The organism is Streptomyces sp. NPDC058619 (assembly GCF_042717785.1).
Classification (GTDB): Bacteria; Actinomycetota; Actinomycetes; order Streptomycetales; family Streptomycetaceae; genus Streptomyces.
This window is the reverse complement of record NZ_JBHXQN010000004.1, coordinates 231157-248293: the sequence shown is the minus strand read 5'-3', so window position 1 is coordinate 248293 and position 17137 is coordinate 231157. Positions and strand designations below refer to the sequence as shown.

Here is a 17137-nt window from a genome sequence, read left to right as displayed (position 1 = left end):
CGTGAACCTAGCGGGGCGAACACGCGTCTGACCAGACCTAGTTGGGTCGCTCCGTCAGCACAGGATCCAGCCGGAATCGACGGATCCGGCCCCCACGCTTCCCCTTACATACACGCAGCGACTGATCGCACCGACCGTGACAGGCCCGGCATACCTGGTGAATCGACCCGCATCGCGGACCGGCGCCCCGCCCCGCGGCTGGATGCTGACCTCCATCGGCCGGCGTTCGCCGGGAACGCGGGCCACCGCCATCGCACAGGCCTGGGTGCGGCTCTTGTAGATCCGCACCTCACCCGTCGAGAAGGCCAGCGTCCGCGCCAGCCGGCCGCCGCAGCCCTCGCTCGCGGCCCGGACCTTCCCGGCCCGCACGGCCCCGGACTGCGCCGCTCCGAACTGCGCTTCCCCGGCGGGTGCGGGTCCGGCGCCCCCGGTCCGCGCCTGCCAGGCCTGCACGGTCCCGGCCTGTACGGTCCCGGCCCGGGCCGTCCCGGCCTCCGCGGGCGTCGCCGTGACCAGCCCGCCGACGCACAACGACAGCGCCGCCGCGAGCACCCCCCGCACGACGGCCCACCGTCCGCACCCCCTCCACACCTGCAACACCCAGTCCCCCGATCGGTCGTACGTACACCGCGCGCACGCACGTACGACGTTCCGACCACCCGGAAGGTTGCAACGCACAAGCATCCGCGGCACGGTGGCCGGTTCGAGCCGGTCCGAACCATGGCGAACCGCCACAATGCACCCGGATCCGGCCCGCCGCGTCCGGCCACCGGACCCGCGCACTCCGGGTCCGTCGGGCCCGGAGGCCCCTCCCCCGTACGAGTGCATCCACAACTTCCCAGCGGGAGAGCGGGAGTTCACGATCACCGAGAAGATTACGCTAGGCGACCGGACGACCGCCCACCGTAGCCGTGAAAGGCCACCGAATGACGAACGACCTGCTCGACCGCAAGCTGGAGCGCGCCTTCACGCACCTGGACGTCAACGACGACCGGGTCATCGACGAGCACGACATCATCGGGCTCGGCTCCCGCCTGCTCACGGCCCTCGACGAGCCGGCGGACTCGCCCAAGGCGGCGAAGGTCATGGCCGGGCTCGTCGACTTCTGGGTCGAGCTGTTCAAGGAGCTGGACGTCGACAAGGACCACAAGCTCACGCAGGCGGAGTACAAGCAGGGCATGACGCGCCTCTTCCAGGACGACGGCGCGGCGTACGACCGGTCCTTGCGCCCGATGGTCCAGGCGATCCTGACGGTCGTCGACACCAATGGCGACGGGCACATCAGCCCGGAGGAGTTCCACAAGGCCCAGCTGGCCTTCGACACGAAGCTGGACCCCGCGGACGCGGAGGCGCTCTTCGCGAAGATCGACAAGAACCACGACGGGTACCTGACCGTGGACGAACTCCTCGACGCCGTGCGCGAGTACTACACCGGCACGGACGAGGACGCCCCCGGCAACCTGCTGTTCGGCGAGCTCTGAGCCCGCACGGCGGCGGTCCGGGCTCCGGGTGCCGCCACCCGGAGCCCGGACCGGCCGGGACCGCGGCCACGGCCTGGGCCGCCGTGTCCGGGGCCTGCGGCTAGGCCGCGGCCGGCTCGTCCTCCCCCACGAAGGTGCGCCACAGGTCGGCGTACCGCCCGCCGCGGCCGAGGAGTTCGGCGTGGGTGCCGTCCTCCACCACCCGGCCCCGGTCCATGACCACCACCCGGTCGGCACGGGCCGCGGTGGTCAGCCGGTGGGCCACCACCAGGGTGGTGCGCTTGCCCGCGAGCCGGTCGGTGGCCTGGTTGACCTGGGCCTCGGTGGCGAGGTCGAGGGCGGCGGTCGCCTCGTCGAGCAGCAGCACGTCGGGGTCGACGAGTTCGGCGCGGGCCAGCGCGATCAGCTGGCGCTGCCCGGCGGAGAGGTTGCGGCCGCGCTCGGAGACGGTGTGCAGGTATCCGCCGTCGAGGGTGGCGATCATGGCGTGGGCGCCGACCGCGCGTGCGGCGGCCTCCACCTCGGCGTCGCTCGCGGCGGGCCGCCCGTAGGCGATGGCGTCGCGGACGGTCCCCGGGAAGAGGTACGGCTCCTGGGGGACGACGCCGAGCCGGTGGCGGTACGCCGTCAGGTCGAGCTCCCGCAGGTCGGCGCCGTCGGCGGTGATCCGTCCGGAGGTCGGGTCGTAGAACCGGGCCACCATCTTGACCAGCGTGGACTTGCCCGCTCCGGTCTCGCCGACGAAGGCCACAGTCTGCCCGGCGGGTATCCGCAGGCTGATTCCGGCCAGCGCCTCCCCCTTGTCGCCCCGCTCCTCGGCCGTGCCGTACTGGAAGCGGACGTCCTCGAAGGCGATCTCCCCGCGCAGCTCCGGCACCTCGCGGGGGTCGGTCGGCCTCGGGGTGGAGGTGGGCTCCCGCAGCAGCCCCTGGATGCGGCCGAGCGAGACGGTGGCCTGCTGGTAGCCGTCGAAGACCTGGGAGAGCTGCTGGACCGGGGCGAAGAACAGGTCGATGTAGAGCAGGTACGCCACCAGCGCGCCGAGGGTGAGCGTGCCGCCGTCCACCCGGCCCGCGCCGACGATGAGCACGGCGGCCGCCGCGCCCGAGGACAGCAGCTGCACGAACGGGAAGTAGACGGATATCAGCCACTGGCCGCGGACCCGGGCCTCGCGGTACGCGTCGCTGCGCTCGGCGAACCGGGCGGCGCCGACGCCCTCACGGCGGAAGGCCTGGACGATGCGCAGCCCGGAGACGGACTCCTGGAGGTCGGCGTTGACCAGGCTGACCCGGTCGCGGGCGAGCTCGTACGCGGCGACCGACTTGCGGCGGAAGTAGACCGTGCCCACCACCAGCAGGGGCAGGGTCGCGAAGACGATCAGCGCCAGCTCGACGTCGAGGACGAGCAGGGCGACGAGGATGCCGAAGAAGGTGAAGACGGAGACGACGGCGGTGACGAGCCCGGTCTGGAGGAACGTGGACAGGGCGTCGACGTCGGTGGTCATCCGCGTCATGATCTTGCCGGTCAGTTCGCGCTCGTAGTAGTCGAGGCCGAGACGCTGGAGCTGGGCGAAGATCTTGACGCGCAGCGCGTACAGCACGCGCTCGCCGGTACGGCCCGTCATCCGGGTCTCGGCGAACTGCGCGGCCCACTGCGCGATCACGATCACGAGGGCGAGCCCGGCGGCCACCCAGACGGCGCCCAGCGCGGCCTGCTCGACGCCCTGGTCGATGCCGTGGCGGATGAGGATGGGCAGCAGCAGTCCGGCGCCCGCGTCGACGGCCACGAGGCCGAGGCTGATCGCGAGCGGCGCCCAGAAGCCCTTGAGGAGGCGGCGCAGACCGTAGCTCTCCTCGGCGGCCGCGGCGCGGGTCTCGTCCACGTCGGGCTCGTCGGCGGCGGGCGGCAGCGCGGCCACCTGGGCGAGCAGCTCGGGGGTGGCGGGCATCCCGGCCACCGCTCCGGCCATGGAGTGCCCGGCCCCGGGGACGCGGATCCCGGCGGAGGCGGCGGGCGCGGCGGCGTTGTCCGCCTCTTCCTGGCGTCGCCACAGCTCGGGGGTGATCCCGCCCGCGACCCGGCGCTTGGCGTTGACGGGCTCGGAGTCGATCTCCGCTTCGAGCTCGATGCCCCGCTCCAGGTCGTCGTCCCGGTCGAGGTCGCGCTCGAACTCCGCCATCGGCGTGTCGGCGGGCGTGCGCGGCGAGCCGGCGCCGAGGGCGTCGGGGTCGGTGAGGAGCCGCCGGTAGAGGGCGGAGCGGCGCTCCAGCTCCTCGTGCGTACCGAGGTCGGCGAGCCGGCCGCGGTCGAGTACGGCGATCCGGTCGGCCAGCGCGAGCGTGGAGCGGCGGTGCGCGATCAGCAGGGTGGTCCGGCCGGCCATGACGGCGCGCAGCGCCTCGTGGATCTCGTGCTCGACGCGGGCGTCGACGGCGGAGGTGGCGTCGTCGAGGAGCAGCAGCCGGGGGTCGGTGAGGATGGCGCGGGCGAGCGCGATGCGCTGGCGCTGGCCGCCGGAGAGGGTGAGCCCCTGTTCGCCGACCGTGGTGTCGTAGCCGGCCGGGAGGGCCTCGATGAAGCCCTCGGCCTGGGCGGCGCGGGCGGCGGCGCGGATCTGCTCGTCGCCGGCCTCGGGGTGCCCGTAGGCGATGTTCGCGCGGATGGTGTCGGAGAAGAGGAAGGAGTCCTCGGGCACCAGGCCGATCGCCGACCTCAGGGACGCGTACGTCAGCTCGCGGACGTCGTGGCCGCCGACGCGGACGGTGCCGCGGTCGGCGTCGTAGAAGCGGGGCAGGAGGAGCGAGACGGTGGACTTGCCGCTGCCGGAGGAGCCGACGAGGGCGATGGTCTCCCCCTCGGCGAGGGAGAGCGAGAACCCGTCGAGCACGGGCCGCTCGCGGTCGTAGCCGAAGGCGACGCCGTCGAACTCGACGGTGGCGGGCGAGTCGGCGGGCAGCTCGGTGGCGCCCTCCCGGATCACGGGCTCGGTGTCGATGAGTTCGAAGACCCGCTCGGCGCCGGCGCGGGCCTGCTGGCCGACGGTGAGGATCATGGCGAGCATGCGGACGGGGCCGACGAGCTGGGCGAGGTAGGTGGAGAAGGCGACGAAGGTGCCGAGGGTGACCTGGCCGTTGGTGGCCATCCAGCCGCCGAGGGCCAGCATGGCGACCTGGGCGAGGGCCGGTACGGCCTGGAGGGCCGGGGTGTAGCGGGAGTTCAGCCGGATGGTCCGCATCCGGCCGGCGAACAGCCGGCGGCCGGCGGCGCGCAGCTTGCCGGTCTCCTGGTCCTCCTGGCCGAAGCCCTTCACGACGCGGACGCCGGTCACGGCCCCGTCGACGACGCCCGCGACGGCGGCGGCCTGGCCCTGGGCCCACCAGGTGGCGGGGAAGAGCTTCTTGCGGCTGCGCTTGGCGATGAACCAGAGGGCCGGTGCCATGAGGAGCGCGACGAGGGTCAGCAGCGGGGACAGCCACAGCATGATGCCGAGGGATATCCCGAAGAGGAGGAAGTTCCCGATGGTCATCGGGAGCATGAAGAGCAGGCCCTGGATCAGCTGGAGGTCGCTGGTGGCCCGCCCGATCACCTGGCCGGTGGACAGCTCGTCCTGCCGCCGGCCGTCGAGGCGGGCGATGCTGTCGTACATGTCGGTGCGCAGGTCGTGCTGCACGTCGAGGGCGAGGCGCCCGCCGTAGTACCTGCGGATGTAGGTGAGCACGTACACGAGGAGGGCGGCGGCTATGAGCATGCCGGCCCAGGGCGCCATGTCCTTGGTCTTGCCCCCGATGACGTCGTCGATGATCACCTTGGTGACCAGCGGTACGAGCGCCATGACGGCCATGCCGGCCAGGGAGGACCCGAGCGCGAGGAGCACGTTGACCTTGTAGCGCCAGGTGTAGGCGGTCAGCCTCCTGCCCCAGCCCTGTTTTTCCCCGCCCGCCGTCTTCGCCGCCGTCACGTGATGCCTCCCCGTAGCTCCTGCCCTGCCGCCTCCCCCAACGCGCCGACCGGCGGATTTCATCCCTCCGCAACAATCGAACGGGTTTACGCGCTGTTCGGCGAGCCGTCCTGAGCCGTACGGGTCAGGGGGGTGCGGGGGCAGCGGGAGCCGCCGGGAGGCGCCCGGCGATACTCGGCCCATGACGATCAAGGACACCGAAGCCGACCCGGACCCGGCCCCGTGGGTCCGCGCCTCGGCCCCGGCGGCCGCGGCCCGGCCCCTCCCCGCGCCGCTCCCGGCTGCGGACGCGGACGCGGACCGCGAACCGGACCACGACCCGGACCGCGAAGAGGACGACCTCCTCCTGTCGGGCTGGTTCGCCCCGGCGTAGTCCGTATCCGTCCCTAGCCGGCGTCGAACTCGTACTCCAGGACGTAGGCGGAGGAGTCGAGGACCATCTCGTTCACCTCGACCACCTTCCCCTCGGCGGTGTAGGCCGTACGGCAGACCAGCACCACCGGGGTCCCCGCGGCCAGCCCGAGCCGGGCGGCCTCGTCCGGGCCCGGCATCCGCGACCGGATCTCCTCCCGAAACCGTGCGGGCCCGTACCCCAGCTCGGCGAGCCGGGCGTAGATCCCGCCGGGCCCGCTGTCGGGCTCCGCGACGGGCGTGCCGGCCACGAGGGCGGCGTCGAGGTAGGAAGTGGCGAGCATGACGGGCTTCCCGTCGAGCAGGAACCTCCGCCGCCGCACACAGGCCGCCGCCCCGAGCCCGAGCCCAAGCACGGCGGCGACGGCATCCGGCGCCACCTCGTCCCCAACCGACAGGAATTCGACGACGGGCTCCCGGTCCTCGGTGTCGGCGGCCCAGATCGACCGCCCGTCGCCCCAGATGTCCGAAGCCAACCGCTGAACCCCGCGTCTGCGGATGAGCCGGAACTCCCGCACGAAGACGCCCGCACCCTTGCGCGCCTCCGTCAGCCCCTCCGACTGGAGGACACCGAGCGCCTGGCGTGCCGTCATCCGGGCGACCTCGTACGTAGCCATCAGATCGTTCTCGCCGGGAAGCCGGTCCCCCGGACCGTAATCGCCGGACTCAATGGCGGCTTTCAGCTCGGCAGCGATGCGCTGGTACTTGGGCTGCCGCACGGCGCCACCACTCGGCATTCGAACCTCCCTGATCATCCCTAGACATCCTAGGCACGCCTTGCGGCCAAGCAGACGGCACGTTCCTCCGAACGCACATCCCCCGCGCACATCTCTAGAGAAGCATTGACCAGCCCGCACCTGCACGATTGACTGGGTTATCTCTAGAGAGGTGGCTCATGACGGACTCGTCCGACGAAGTCTTCTGGATCGTGCCGCGCGGCCCCCGCGCCCCCGGCCGGGCCCGGATGCTGCTGCGCGCGCAGCTCGCCACGTGGAAGGTCGATGCGGAGTACGCGGGAACGGCCGAGCTGGTCCTGTCCGAGCTGGTCACCAACGCCGTACGCCACGCCCGCGCCCCGCACGGCCGGGACATCGGGGTACGGCTGGTCCGCTGCCGCGGCACGCTCCGCGTGGAGGTGGCCGACGCGGGTCCCCCCGTCGAGCTCGCCGTGCGGGAGGCGGCGGAAGGGGACAAGCGGGGGCGCGGCCTCGCGATCGTGGCGGCGCTGGCCGAGCGGTGGGGCTGCCGGCCCCGGCCCCACGGCATCGGCAAGGCCGTCTGGGCCGAGGTGGGCCTCAGGGAGTAGGCAGCGGCTTCACGACGGGGGGCGCGGCGAGGGGCTTGTTCTCGCAGCCGAGGGCATCGGTGACCCGGCGGGCCATCAGATAGGTGAGAGTCATCCGCCTGTCCTTGGCCGCTTGATCCACGACCGGCCCGTCCGGCCGGGAGAACATGGCGTCCGCCGAGAGCCGCACGTTTCGCGACTGTCCCCCGAGCTCGCCGGGCAGATCGCACTGGACGAGCAGCGTGGACTGGCCGGCGCTCGCCACGCCTCCCGCACCGTTCAACTCGTACGACGCGCCATTGTGGGATGGGGACACCTCGGAAGTCGCCCGGGGGGACCAGCCGAACGAGAAGATCGCGTATCCACGATGCTGCTGGTCATCCTCGTACCGGCACGCAGTGTTGAAGTACGAATCCTTGCCCGGCCGCATTTGCTGCACCGCCGCTTTCATCTTGTCCACCAGAACGCTCGTGGACTTGTAGGCCCTCGTCTCGTAGCCCTCGGTAACGAGGATCTCCCGCACGAGCGCCTCCTCCTCCGAAGAGGCGATCCCGCACAGGTTCGCAGCCTTCCCCTCGGAGTCGCCCGAAGCGCACGACGCCAGCGTCAGCACACAGACGAGCGCAGCCGTCGAGCTCCCGATGGTCTTGATCACGTCACGGCCTGAGATGTGCACGAGCAGCTTCCCGTCCCGAGGTGTATCCCTCGCCCGCCTCGTTCTTGGCGTGATCGAACGCAGGATCATCGCTGATCTTCCACTCGCGTCCCCACGCGTCCAACAGATTGTTGGTTCCCTCGACACCAGCCGCGTAGTTGTTGCTGGAATCCTTCTTGCTCTGCTCCTCGGCCGCTTCTTTGACGCCCTCAACCCACTCGTACTTGGCCGAGTCGATCAGTGAGCCGCCGACCGTGCCGACGACCGGGATTTCGCCGATGAGCCCGTTCGCGACGGCGGCCGTGTGCTCGGACACGCCCTCCGCCCACGTGACCCGGTCCTATTCCTTGTCCTTGTAGACATCGGCCCCGATGCCGTTCAGGGCACCCGTTGCGGCCCCGATGTCGTGCGCACGGTTGTCCCAGTCAGCGCTCACGCCGTGCGGGGAGTCGGCCTTGTACGGGGCGGCGGTCGCGAGCTGTTCCGCCGAGTAGGAACGTGCGTCGGGGCGAACATCTTGAGGGTCGTCGGGAGAACCAGGACCGAAGGGCCCGGTTCCGCGAGGGACTTGGCCAGGTCCTCGCGCAGGGCCTCCGGGGTGGTGGTGGCCGCCGCGACGCCGAAGGACGACGCCAGGGCGACGAAGTCGGGGCGGGTCAGCTCCGTGCCCGTGGCCCGGCCGAAGGACGCCGTCATGTACTCGCGCAGGATGCCGTAGCCGCCGTCGTCCACGATCAGCCAGGTGACGTCGAGGTCGTGCTGGCGGGCCGTGGCCAGGTCCGCGAGCGAGTACATCGCGCCGCCGTCGCCGGACACGGCCAGGACGGGCGTGCCCGGTTCCGCGACGCAGGCGCCCAGGGCCGCGGGGAACGCGTAGCCGAGGCCGCCCGCGCCCTGCGCCGAGTGCATGGTGTTGGGGTGCTTCGGGTCGAAGGCCGACCAGGCCCAGTAGGACAGCATCGTCATGTCCCAGAAGGACGGGGAGCGCGCCGGGAGCGCCGCCCGGACGGACCGCAGGAGGTCCTGCTCCAGGCCGACGTCCTGGGTGGACAGCCGGGCCGCGATGTCCGCGAGGACCATGCGGACGCGCTCGGGCGCGGTCGGGTCCTCGCGGGCGGGAACGGTCTCCAGCAGGGCCTGGAGCGCGAGGCGGGCGTCCGCGTGGATGCCGAGGGCCGCGTGGTTGGACTCCAGCTTGCCGAGGTCCGCCTCGATCTGGACGACCCGGCCCGAGGGGAAGAACGTGTGGTAGTTCGACGAGAGTTCGCCGAGGCCCGAGCCGACGACCAGCAGGACGTCGGCGTCCTCCAGGAAGTCGGTCATGTGGCGGTCCTCCAGCCAGGACTGGAGGGAGAGCGGATGCGTCCAGGGGAAGGCGCCCTTGCCGCCGAAGGTGGTGACCACGGGCGCGTTGATCCGCTCCGCCAGCTGCCGCAGCTTGCCCGCCGCGTCGGAGCGGATGACGCCGCCGCCCGCGATGATCACCGGGCGGGCGGCCCGCGCCAGCCAGTGGGCCGCCAGCGCCGTCAGCTCGGGTCGCGGGACCAGTTCGTGCGGGGTCGCGTCCATGCCCGTGACCTGCGGGACGATCGTTTCCGCGCGGAGCACGTCCTCCGGGATCTCCACCCAGACCGGACCGTGCGGGGTGGTCAGGGCCGACTCCCAGGCCTCGGCCACCACCGACGGGATCTGGGAGGGGGTGCGCGCGGTGTGCACGGACTTCACCACGTCCCGGAAGGACGCGGACTGGTCGCGCAGCTCGTGCAGGTGGCCGCGCCGGCCGCCGCCCAGGCCCGCGGCCGGCACCTGCGAGGAGATCGCGAGGACCGGCGCGGACGCGGCCGCCGCCTCCGCGAGGGCGGGCAGGGCCATGAGCGCGCCCGGCCCCGTGGAGAGCAGCAGCGGGACCGCCTCCCCGGTGATCCGGCCGTACGCGTCGGCCGCGAAGGCGGCGTTGTTCTCCGTACGGAGGCCGATCAGCCGCAGGTCGGAGCGGCCGACCGCGTCGAAGAGGCCCAGCGCGTGCTGGCCGGGCAGTCCGAAGACGGTCGTCGTGCCGAGCGAGCGCAGCGTCTCCACGACCAGGTCCCCGCCCGTGCGCCCCGGCGGCGGTGCGAGGGCGGCGGCCGTCTGGGCCTCGGTGGGACGGAGTACCAGGTCGTGGTCGTGCGTCACGTGCTCAGTTGCCCTTCGCCTTCGCCGCAGCGATCTGCCGGCTCATGATCGTGGTCAGCTCGTACGCGGTGTGCGAGGCCGCGACCGAGGTGATCTCCGCGTGATCGTACGCCGGGGCGACCTCGACGACGTCGGCGGAAACGAGGTTGCACGAGGACAGCCCGCGGATGATCTCCAGCAGCTCGCGGGAGGTCATGCCGCCCGCCTCCGGGGTGCCGGTGCCGGGGGCGTGCGCCGGGTCGAGCACGTCGATGTCGATGGAGATGTAGAGCGGGCGGTCGCCGATGCGCTGGCGCAGCTGGTCGGCGACCTCGTCGGCGCCGCGCCGGTAGACGTCGGCCGAGGTGACGATGCCGAAGCCCATCTTGGCGTCGTCGGTCAGGTCCTGCTTGCCGTACAGCGGGCCGCGGGTGCCGACGTGGGAGAGCGCCTCGGTGTCGAGGATGCCCTCCTCGACGGCGCGGCGGAACGGGGTGCCGTGGGTGTACTCGGCGCCGAAGTAGGTGTCCCAGGTGTCCAGGTGCGCGTCGAAGTGCAGCAGCGCGACCGGGCCGTGCTTCTTGGCGACCGAGCGCAGCAGCGGGAGCGCGATGGTGTGGTCGCCGCCGAGGGTCATCAGGCGGGAGCCGGCGCCGAGGAGCTCGTCGGCGGCGGCCTCGACCTGGTCGACGGCCTCGTTGATGTTGAAGGGGTTCACCGCGATGTCACCGGCGTCGGCGACCTGCGCCAGGGCGAACGGGGAGGCGTCCTGGGCGGGGTTGTACGGACGCAGCAGGCGCGAGGCCTCGCGGATGGCGTTGCCGCCGAAGCGGGCGCCGGGGCGGTAGGAGACGCCGGAGTCGAAGGGGACGCCCACGACGGCGACGTCCGCGGAGCCGCCGACCTCGTCCAGGCGGGGCAGGCGGGCGAAGGTCGCGGGGCCCGCGTAGCGCGGGATGCGGGAGGAGTCGACGGGTCCGCGCGGCTGCGTGCTCATGGGGGGTGCCCTTCTGGAGGTCCTGCTGGTGCGGTGATTCGAGCGTAAACGGACACCCGTGAGGGACGAAGTGTACGTTTCATCCACTACGGCCCCTCGATGTGTACGGAGTATCCATGGAAGCTGCCCCTCCCACCCCGCCGGTTTCCCTGGCGCGGCTCCTCGCCGACCCCGAGCTGGGCCTCCGGCTCCTGGCCGGGCCCGCCGGTGCCGAAGTGCACGGGGTGCACGCCTCCGAGATGGCGGACCCGTCGCCGTACCTGTTGGGCGGAGAGCTGCTGCTGACGGCGGGCGCCGAGCTGGGGGCGGATCCCGACCGGTACGCGGCCCGGCTCGTCGCGGCGGGCGCGGCGGCGCTCGGCTTCGGCGTGGCGCCCGTGCACGAGGCGGTGCCGCCCGGCCTCGCCGAGGCGTGCGGCCGACACGGGCTGCCGCTGCTGGAGGTCCCGCCGGGGACCCCCTTCACGGCGGTGGCCCGTACGGTGTGGCGGCTGATGGAGCAGGCCCGTACGGGGGAGCTGCGCCGGGTCACCGAGGCCCAGCAGTCCCTCGCGGCGGCGGCCGCCCGGCCCGACCCGGTCCCGGCGGTGCTGCGGCGGCTCGCGGCGAGCCTCGGCGGCCGCGTCGAGCTGGCCCCGGACGGCCGGTCGGCGGGCGGGCCGGTGCCCGCCGGTGCCGCCGGTGCGCTGGCCGCGCTGCTGGCCCGGGTGGGGCGGGCGGGCGGCCCGGCGACGGCCACCGACGAGTCCGGGGGCTGGCACCTCGCGGCGTACGCACTGTCCCGGCACCCGGAACCGCCGCCGGCCCCCGCGGCACCCGGGCCGGCGGCGCCACGGCCCGCGGCACCCGGGCCGGCGGCACCCGGCCCCGCGCTGCCCGGCCCCGCGCTGCCCGGCTCCACGGCGCCGCCCGGTACCCCGGCCCCCGGCCCCGCGCCCGCCGGAGCGGCCGGAGCCGCTGCCGACCCGCACGGAACCCCGGGCACGCCCCCGCACGGAACCCCGGCCGCACCCCCGCCCGGAACCCCCGCAACCCCCACCGCCCCCGCCCGGGCCCTCGGGACCGCCACGCCCGGGCGGGCCCCCGGTGACCACACGATCGCCTCGGTGGCGGCGGTCCTGCTGGCGCTGCTCACGGCCGACCGGCCCGCCGGGGACGAGGCCGCCGCGCTGACCCGGCTGCTGCTCGGCGGCTCCCCCGCCGGGTCGCTGGCCGGGCCGGGCCCCTGGTACGCCGTCCACGCCCGGAGCACAGGCGGCGGCGACCCCCGGACCCTCGCCGCGGCGCTGGGCACCGTACTGCTGGACCCGCACGGGGAGGCCGTACGCCTGCTCGCCGACCGGGAGCCCGGCCCGCAGCCGGGATGGCGGCTGGGGGTCAGCGCCCCGGCGGCGGCCGAGGGGCTCACGACCGCCGACGCGCAGGCCCGGCGGGCCCTGGAGCGCGCCGAGGCGGCCCGGACCCCGCTGGCGCGGCACACGGCCGGGGGCCTGGGGGCCCTGCTCGACCCCGCCGAGGCCCGCGCGCACGCCGAGGCCCTGCTGGCCCCGCTGAACGGGGCCCAGGCCGCCACCCTGCGCGCGTGGCTGGCCCACCACGGCAGCTGGGACCGGACCGCCGCCGCCCTCGGCGTGCACCGCAACACGGTCCGCCAGCGCATCGCCCGCACCGCCGCGCTCCTGGACCGGGACCTGGACGACACGGACACCCGCATGGAGCTGTGGTTTGCGCTCCGCTCGCTGTCGGAGTGATGGAAGAGGACTACGCGATCTCGCCCATCCAGATTCGCCGCCCCAGTTCGTCGAGCTCGGTCCGGCGCTCCTCGTACTCGGGCAGCGCCTGCCCCAGCAGCCGCCAGAAGTCGGCTTGATGCCCGGGCACCCGGACGTGGGCGAGCTCGTGAGCGACCACGTAGTCCACCAGGTGCATGGGGAGCTGGAAGAGCGGCCATCCGAGGCTCATCCGGCCGGGCCCGCGCTCGCTCTGGCCGGGACGGTAGCGCCCCCAGCGACTGCCCAGGTCACAGACATCCAGTACGGGCTCGGCGACCGCCATGCGCGCGGCCCAGGGCTGGAGCCGCCCGGCTGCCCAGTTGCGCCCTGCCCGGCAGTACCAGTCGACCAGCGCGGCCCGCCCCCTGTCCGGGTCCTCGGCCTGTTCCCGGCTGATGACCAGGCGTCCGGCGATCAGCCGGACCCTGCCGAACTCGGACTCGGACTCGCGCTCGTCCTCGACGACCGCCAGACGATAGGTCCGCCCCAGGTAGCGGAAGACCTCGCCGTCCGCCAACCGCTTGGCCGGATTCAGCGGTCGGGTGCGCTCGCGCACCGCGACCTTGGTCACCACCCAGGACCGGTGGGCGCGGACGAAGTCCTCCGCGTCGGCCACCGGACGTCCCTGGGGAGCGTGCAGGGTCAGTCCGGCATCCGGCTCCACGGTCAGCGCGAACCGCTTGCGGCGCCCGCTCACCCGCACGCGGAGCGCCAGCCCGTCGACCGTGAGCAGGTTCCCCTCGGCAAGGGCCGGAGGGATGCGGTCATCGGCGGGAGCGGTCACAGTCACCCGGCCTATTCTCCCCGGTACCTGGCCAGGAACTGTCGTTTGTTGTCCGCCGCGTACGCCGCGAGGCCTTGTGCGATGCCGTTCAGCGGAGCCCAGTCCGTGGCGGCCGGCCGCAGGCCGCCACGGAGCAGCTGGGCGTGAATGACCTTCGCCAGTGCGCTGAGGTCCTGGTGCTGTCCCTGGTAGGACGCCTTGCCCATGGTCCGCGCCGCCGTGTCGCACACCGCACCGACCAGGGTCCGGGTGTCCGCCACCTGCCGGACGACTCCCGGGTTGGCCTCCAGCAGTTGGTCCAGCAGCCGGAACACCTTCTGCTCCACCGGGGTGAGCCCCGCGAGTGCCGGGTCTTCCTCGTCTTCCTGCCGGGCCTGCTCGAACAGCGGGCCGAACTCCTTGATCTGGTCCTCGAAGCGTCCGGGCAGGTCCCGCAGGATCTCCTCCAGCCGCTCGGAGAGCCGGGTGTACTTCTCCGGGTCCTCCCGCTTGATCCGCTCCTCCAGGTGGAAACGGAGCGCGTGCCCCATCTCCGCGGCGGCCTCTCGGGGCGGCATGGCGCGCACCGCGTCGTCGAAGACGGGTGAGGCGAGCGAGACGGGCGCGATGACCTGCTCGATCTCCGGGCCCTCCAGGTGGTCGGCGATCATCGCGCGGACCTTGCGGCCGTAGCGGCGCAGCGTGAACGTCCCGCCCGGCGCGTCGCGGTAGAGCCTGCGGACGCGCTTCTGGAGCATCCCCCACCGGCGGGCGTCCGGCACGTGGGCCAGGCCGTCCTCGTGCGGCAGTACGCGTTCCAGTACCCGGAGGAACTCGTGCAGCACCTCGTCGTACCCGAACCGCACCGACTCGGGTTCGAAGACCTGCGCGGCCGATCCCAGGGTGGCGGGATCGGCGAGGTCCGCGTCCGTGATCCCGTGCGCACGCAGGTAGGCGCGTACCTTCTCGGCGGCCGGCGCCAGCCCTCCGATCTCCTTCGACAGGCTCAGCATGGTGTCGTCGACGTCGGCCTGCCGGTACTCGGCCAGCGCGCCCGTCAGGTGCTCAAAGACGCCGTAGTAGTCGACGACGTAGCCGATCTCCTTGCCCCGCATCGGCCGGTTGACACGGGCGACGGCCTGGAGGAGCTCGGCGTCGCGGATCGGCCGGTCGAGGTAGAGCGCCTGTTCACGCGGGGCGTCGAAACCGGTGAGCAGCATGGACTTGACGATGAGGAAGGCGACGGGGCTGTCCGGGTGCACGGGGTCCGGAACAGGCGCCGACTGCCCCTGCCTCGGCGCGGCGGCCTCCTGGGACCAGGGGTGGTCACCGGCGGCGGCTGCCGCCGCCACGTCCTGCGCCGCCGTGTGGAAGGGCGTGGTGGTGACCCAGTCCGGCTCGGCCGGCAGATGCGGGAACGCCTGGTGGAAGCGCGCGATGTACGCCTTCTGCCGCTCCTTGTCCGTCCAGTGCAGCCACTCGCGGCGCTTGCGCTCCTCGCCCGGGGAGATCACCGGCACGAAGTCGATCCGGCGCAGCAGGGAACGGTACTGGTGGGCCTGGTAGAGGTAGCGCTCCCGCCGGGGCAGCTCCTCCAGCGGGGTCCCGGTCACCGACTCCGGATCGAACGCGGCCAATTCGATCATGAGCGCGTCACGGGCTTCGCGCAGCGCGCGGTGGTACGCGACGGCCGCCTTCCGGCTGACGGCTGCGACCTGGGCCTTGAAGCCACCGCCCGGCAGCACCCAGGTGACCCAGTGCTCCAGCATGTCCTCGGCCTTGGCCCGGATCATCGGCAGGGACTCAGCCACATCGCGCTCGGTGGGCCAGCGCCGCATCAGCGCCCTGCGCTCCTCGTCGGTACGGCCCTGGATCAGGTCCGCGAAGTTGCGGTCCAGGCCCTCCTTGTCGAAGACCTTGCCCTCGCCGGTGCGCCCTTCGTAGCGGATGCGTACGACCACGCCGTCGTGCTCGGCCTCCGCCATCCGGTAGGTGTCGAGGAACCCGCCGAAGATGCGGCGGGTGTCCTCGGTCCGGCCGGTCATGATCGGCGTACCCGTGAAACCGATCTTCGCGGCGTTGGGGATGGCCCTGCGCAGGGCGGCGTGCAGCACGCTGGTGTGCGAGCGGTGGGCCTCGTCGACCAGGACGAGGATGTCGGAGGAGGTGTTGCACTCCGGGAAGTCCGGCTCGGCCGGCTGCGCCGCGGCCCGGTGCTCCTTCCGGTCCCGCTCGGCGGCCTCGTACTCGCCCGCCAGGTTCCGGTCGTCCCCGTCCCCGTCGCCTCCGTCCGCGGCGAACGCGCCCCCGGTCCCGTACTTCTGGATCATCGCGAAGACGACCCGCCGACCGCCGTCGCGCAGCAGTCCTTCCATCTGGGTGCGGGTCTCGGCCGTCTCCACGTCGGACTCGCTCAGCTTCAGGGTCCGGGAGAGCTGGTCCTGCAACTGCGTGCGGTCGGTGACCACGACGACGGTGAACTCGCTGAGCCGGTGGTGCAGATGGATCCGGCGGACGAGGAAGGTCATGGTCAGGCTCTTGCCGGAGCCCTGGGTGTGCCAGATGACCCCGCCGCGCTCGTCGGCGGCGACGAGTGCGCCACGGGTCCGGCCGGTGAGCAGCTTGCGTACGGCCTTCTCGCCCGCCCGGTACTGCTGGTGCCGGGCGGCGGCCTTGACCGTTCGAGTGCCGCCGGCTTCCGTCTCGACGGGGAGCGGGATGACGTAGTGGCGAATGAAGCTCAGGAGCGCGGCGGGCCGCAGGACGACGCCGACGAGCTTGTGCCGCTCGTTGAGTCTGCCGACCTCGTCCGGCAGCTCGGATCGGAGCGTCGCTTCCTTCTCCGGCTCGATGCTGCGCCAGGGGTGGAAGTGGTCGGGCGTGGAGGTGACCGTGCCGAGATAGGCGGTCTCGCCGGTCGCCGCGACCAGCAGCTGCACGGTGCGGAAGAGCTCCGGGACGCCGGCGGGCACGGGGAGGTCGGTGTTGTCGCGCTCGTCGTCCACGGGGTCGCCCGCGTAGTGCCGCAGGTCGAGTACGGCGCTGCGGATCGGGTCGGCGGCATCGGGGCTCTTGCACTCGACGGCGACGAGCGGGATGCCGTTCACGAAGAGCACGATGTCGAGTATCGACACGTCCCCGGAGCGGCTGCGGACGCGGAGCTGATCGACGACGGTGAACTCGTTGAGCCCGCCGCGCTCCTCGTGCCACTCGATGTACTGGACGGTGGCGGAGGCCCCACCGTGCGCGGCGGACGGGCCGCCCAGCACGTAGCCGCTGAGCAGCAGGTCGGTGGCGGCGAAGTTGGCGTGCGCGACGCCCTTCCCGAGGGGGACGGCCGCAAGCTCCGCGATGCTGCGCCGGACGTCGCTCTCGTCCATCCACGGCTCGCCGTCGGAGGCCCGGGTGTTGATACGGCCCAGGGCTTCGCCCAGCCGGTCGACGAGCAGCGGTGTATCGGCGTCGAGCGTGCCGATCTCCTTGCCCGGGACGTGCGTCCAACCCATCGCCTCAAGCTGCGCGACGATCGGCCGCTCCACCTCGTCCCGCTCGACCTGCTGCGCCGCCATGCCCCCGCACCTTCCGCCCCGCCGCACCACTGTGCCTGCTCAGGTGATCCATTCTGCGTCCTGAGGGGGTGGGATGGGAGGGTTCCGGCCGC

The 17137-nt window shown here is 72.9% G+C and carries 13 protein-coding genes; 4 read left to right on the top strand and 9 right to left on the bottom strand.

Going from position 1 to position 17137, the window contains the following annotated elements:
- Positions 1–54: 54 nt before the first annotated feature.
- Positions 55–561 (bottom strand): hypothetical protein, encoded by a 507-nt coding sequence (locus tag ACFWTC_RS06910; protein WP_383917197.1) that lies wholly within the window; start codon positions 559–561, stop codon positions 55–57.
- A gap of 365 nt (positions 562–926) precedes the next feature.
- On the opposite strand from ACFWTC_RS06910, the gene ACFWTC_RS06905 reads away from it, so the two are divergent.
- On the top strand, positions 927–1481 hold the full coding sequence (locus tag ACFWTC_RS06905) for an EF-hand domain-containing protein (protein WP_383917194.1): 555 nt from the start codon (positions 927–929) through the stop codon (positions 1479–1481).
- A 100-nt stretch (positions 1482–1581) separates the two neighbouring features.
- Here the strand turns inward: ACFWTC_RS06905 and ACFWTC_RS06900 are convergent, their stop codons facing one another.
- A complete protein-coding gene (locus tag ACFWTC_RS06900) occupies positions 1582–5439 on the bottom strand; it encodes an ABC transporter ATP-binding protein (protein WP_384027964.1) in 3858 nt (1285 codons plus the stop codon).
- A 181-nt stretch (positions 5440–5620) separates the two neighbouring features.
- Between ACFWTC_RS06900 and ACFWTC_RS06895 the strand changes: the two genes are divergently transcribed.
- Positions 5621–5812: a hypothetical protein gene (locus tag ACFWTC_RS06895; protein ID WP_384027965.1), complete on the top strand. Its 192-nt coding sequence runs from the start codon at positions 5621–5623 to the stop codon at positions 5810–5812.
- Between the two features lie 13 nt (positions 5813–5825).
- Here the strand turns inward: ACFWTC_RS06895 and ACFWTC_RS06890 are convergent, their stop codons facing one another.
- The gene (locus ACFWTC_RS06890; protein ID WP_384027966.1) at positions 5826–6587 is read right to left on the bottom strand and encodes a GntR family transcriptional regulator; all 762 of its coding nucleotides are present in this window, start codon (positions 6585–6587) and stop codon (positions 5826–5828) included.
- A 158-nt stretch (positions 6588–6745) separates the two neighbouring features.
- On the opposite strand from ACFWTC_RS06890, the gene ACFWTC_RS06885 reads away from it, so the two are divergent.
- A complete protein-coding gene (locus tag ACFWTC_RS06885) occupies positions 6746–7156 on the top strand; it encodes an ATP-binding protein (protein ID WP_384027967.1) in 411 nt (136 codons plus the stop codon).
- Here the strand turns inward: ACFWTC_RS06885 and ACFWTC_RS06880 are convergent.
- From ACFWTC_RS06880 to speB, 4 genes are all read right to left on the bottom strand, one after another.
- On the bottom strand, positions 7146–7790 hold the full coding sequence (locus ACFWTC_RS06880) for a hypothetical protein (RefSeq protein WP_383917179.1): 645 nt from the start codon (positions 7788–7790) through the stop codon (positions 7146–7148). The two genes, ACFWTC_RS06885 and ACFWTC_RS06880, sit on opposite strands and share 11 nt — an antisense overlap.
- A 1-nt stretch (position 7791) precedes the next feature.
- Entirely contained in the window at positions 7792–8106 is a 315-nt protein-coding gene (locus tag ACFWTC_RS06875) for a hypothetical protein (protein ID WP_383917176.1), read from the bottom strand.
- Between the two features lie 116 nt (positions 8107–8222).
- Positions 8223–9965 carry a thiamine pyrophosphate-binding protein gene (locus ACFWTC_RS06870; protein WP_383917173.1) on the bottom strand — a complete coding sequence of 581 codons (1743 nt, stop codon included), beginning with the start codon at positions 9963–9965 and terminating at the stop codon, positions 8223–8225.
- Between the two features lie 4 nt (positions 9966–9969).
- The gene (gene speB, locus ACFWTC_RS06865; RefSeq protein ID WP_267718673.1) at positions 9970–10941 is read right to left on the bottom strand and encodes an agmatinase; all 972 of its coding nucleotides are present in this window, start codon (positions 10939–10941) and stop codon (positions 9970–9972) included.
- Between the two features lie 116 nt (positions 10942–11057).
- On the opposite strand from speB, the gene ACFWTC_RS06860 reads away from it, so the two are divergent.
- Complete coding sequence (locus ACFWTC_RS06860; RefSeq protein WP_383917170.1) at positions 11058–12692, top strand: helix-turn-helix domain-containing protein; 1635 nt, start codon at positions 11058–11060, stop codon at positions 12690–12692.
- Between the two features lie 10 nt (positions 12693–12702).
- On the opposite strand, the gene ACFWTC_RS06855 is transcribed toward ACFWTC_RS06860, so the two are convergent.
- Together ACFWTC_RS06855 and ACFWTC_RS06850 are read right to left on the bottom strand one after the other, a co-directional pair.
- Entirely contained in the window at positions 12703–13503 is an 801-nt protein-coding gene (locus ACFWTC_RS06855) for a M48 family metallopeptidase (RefSeq protein ID WP_383917167.1), read from the bottom strand.
- Positions 13504–13508: 5 nt separating this feature from the next.
- On the bottom strand, positions 13509–17045 hold the full coding sequence (locus tag ACFWTC_RS06850; RefSeq protein WP_384027968.1) for a type I restriction endonuclease subunit R: 3537 nt from the start codon (positions 17043–17045) through the stop codon (positions 13509–13511).
- Between the last annotated feature and the right edge of the window lie 92 nt (positions 17046–17137).

Bases quoted from the DNA above. Each gene is read 5' to 3' on its own strand.
- ACFWTC_RS06905 (WP_383917194.1), top strand. From the start codon at position 927: ATGACGAACGACCTGCTCGACCGCAAGCTGGAGCGCGCCTTCACGCAC.
- ACFWTC_RS06895 (WP_384027965.1), top strand. From the start codon at position 5,621: ATGACGATCAAGGACACCGAAGCCGACCCGGACCCGGCCCCGTGGGTC.
- ACFWTC_RS06890 (WP_384027966.1), bottom strand. From the start codon at position 6,587: ATGCCGAGTGGTGGCGCCGTGCGGCAGCCCAAGTACCAGCGCATCGCT.
- ACFWTC_RS06885 (WP_384027967.1), top strand. From the start codon at position 6,746: ATGACGGACTCGTCCGACGAAGTCTTCTGGATCGTGCCGCGCGGCCCC.
- speB (WP_267718673.1), bottom strand. From the start codon at position 10,941: ATGAGCACGCAGCCGCGCGGACCCGTCGACTCCTCCCGCATCCCGCGC.
- ACFWTC_RS06860 (WP_383917170.1), top strand. From the start codon at position 11,058: ATGGAAGCTGCCCCTCCCACCCCGCCGGTTTCCCTGGCGCGGCTCCTC.
- ACFWTC_RS06850 (WP_384027968.1), bottom strand. From the start codon at position 17,045: ATGGCGGCGCAGCAGGTCGAGCGGGACGAGGTGGAGCGGCCGATCGTC.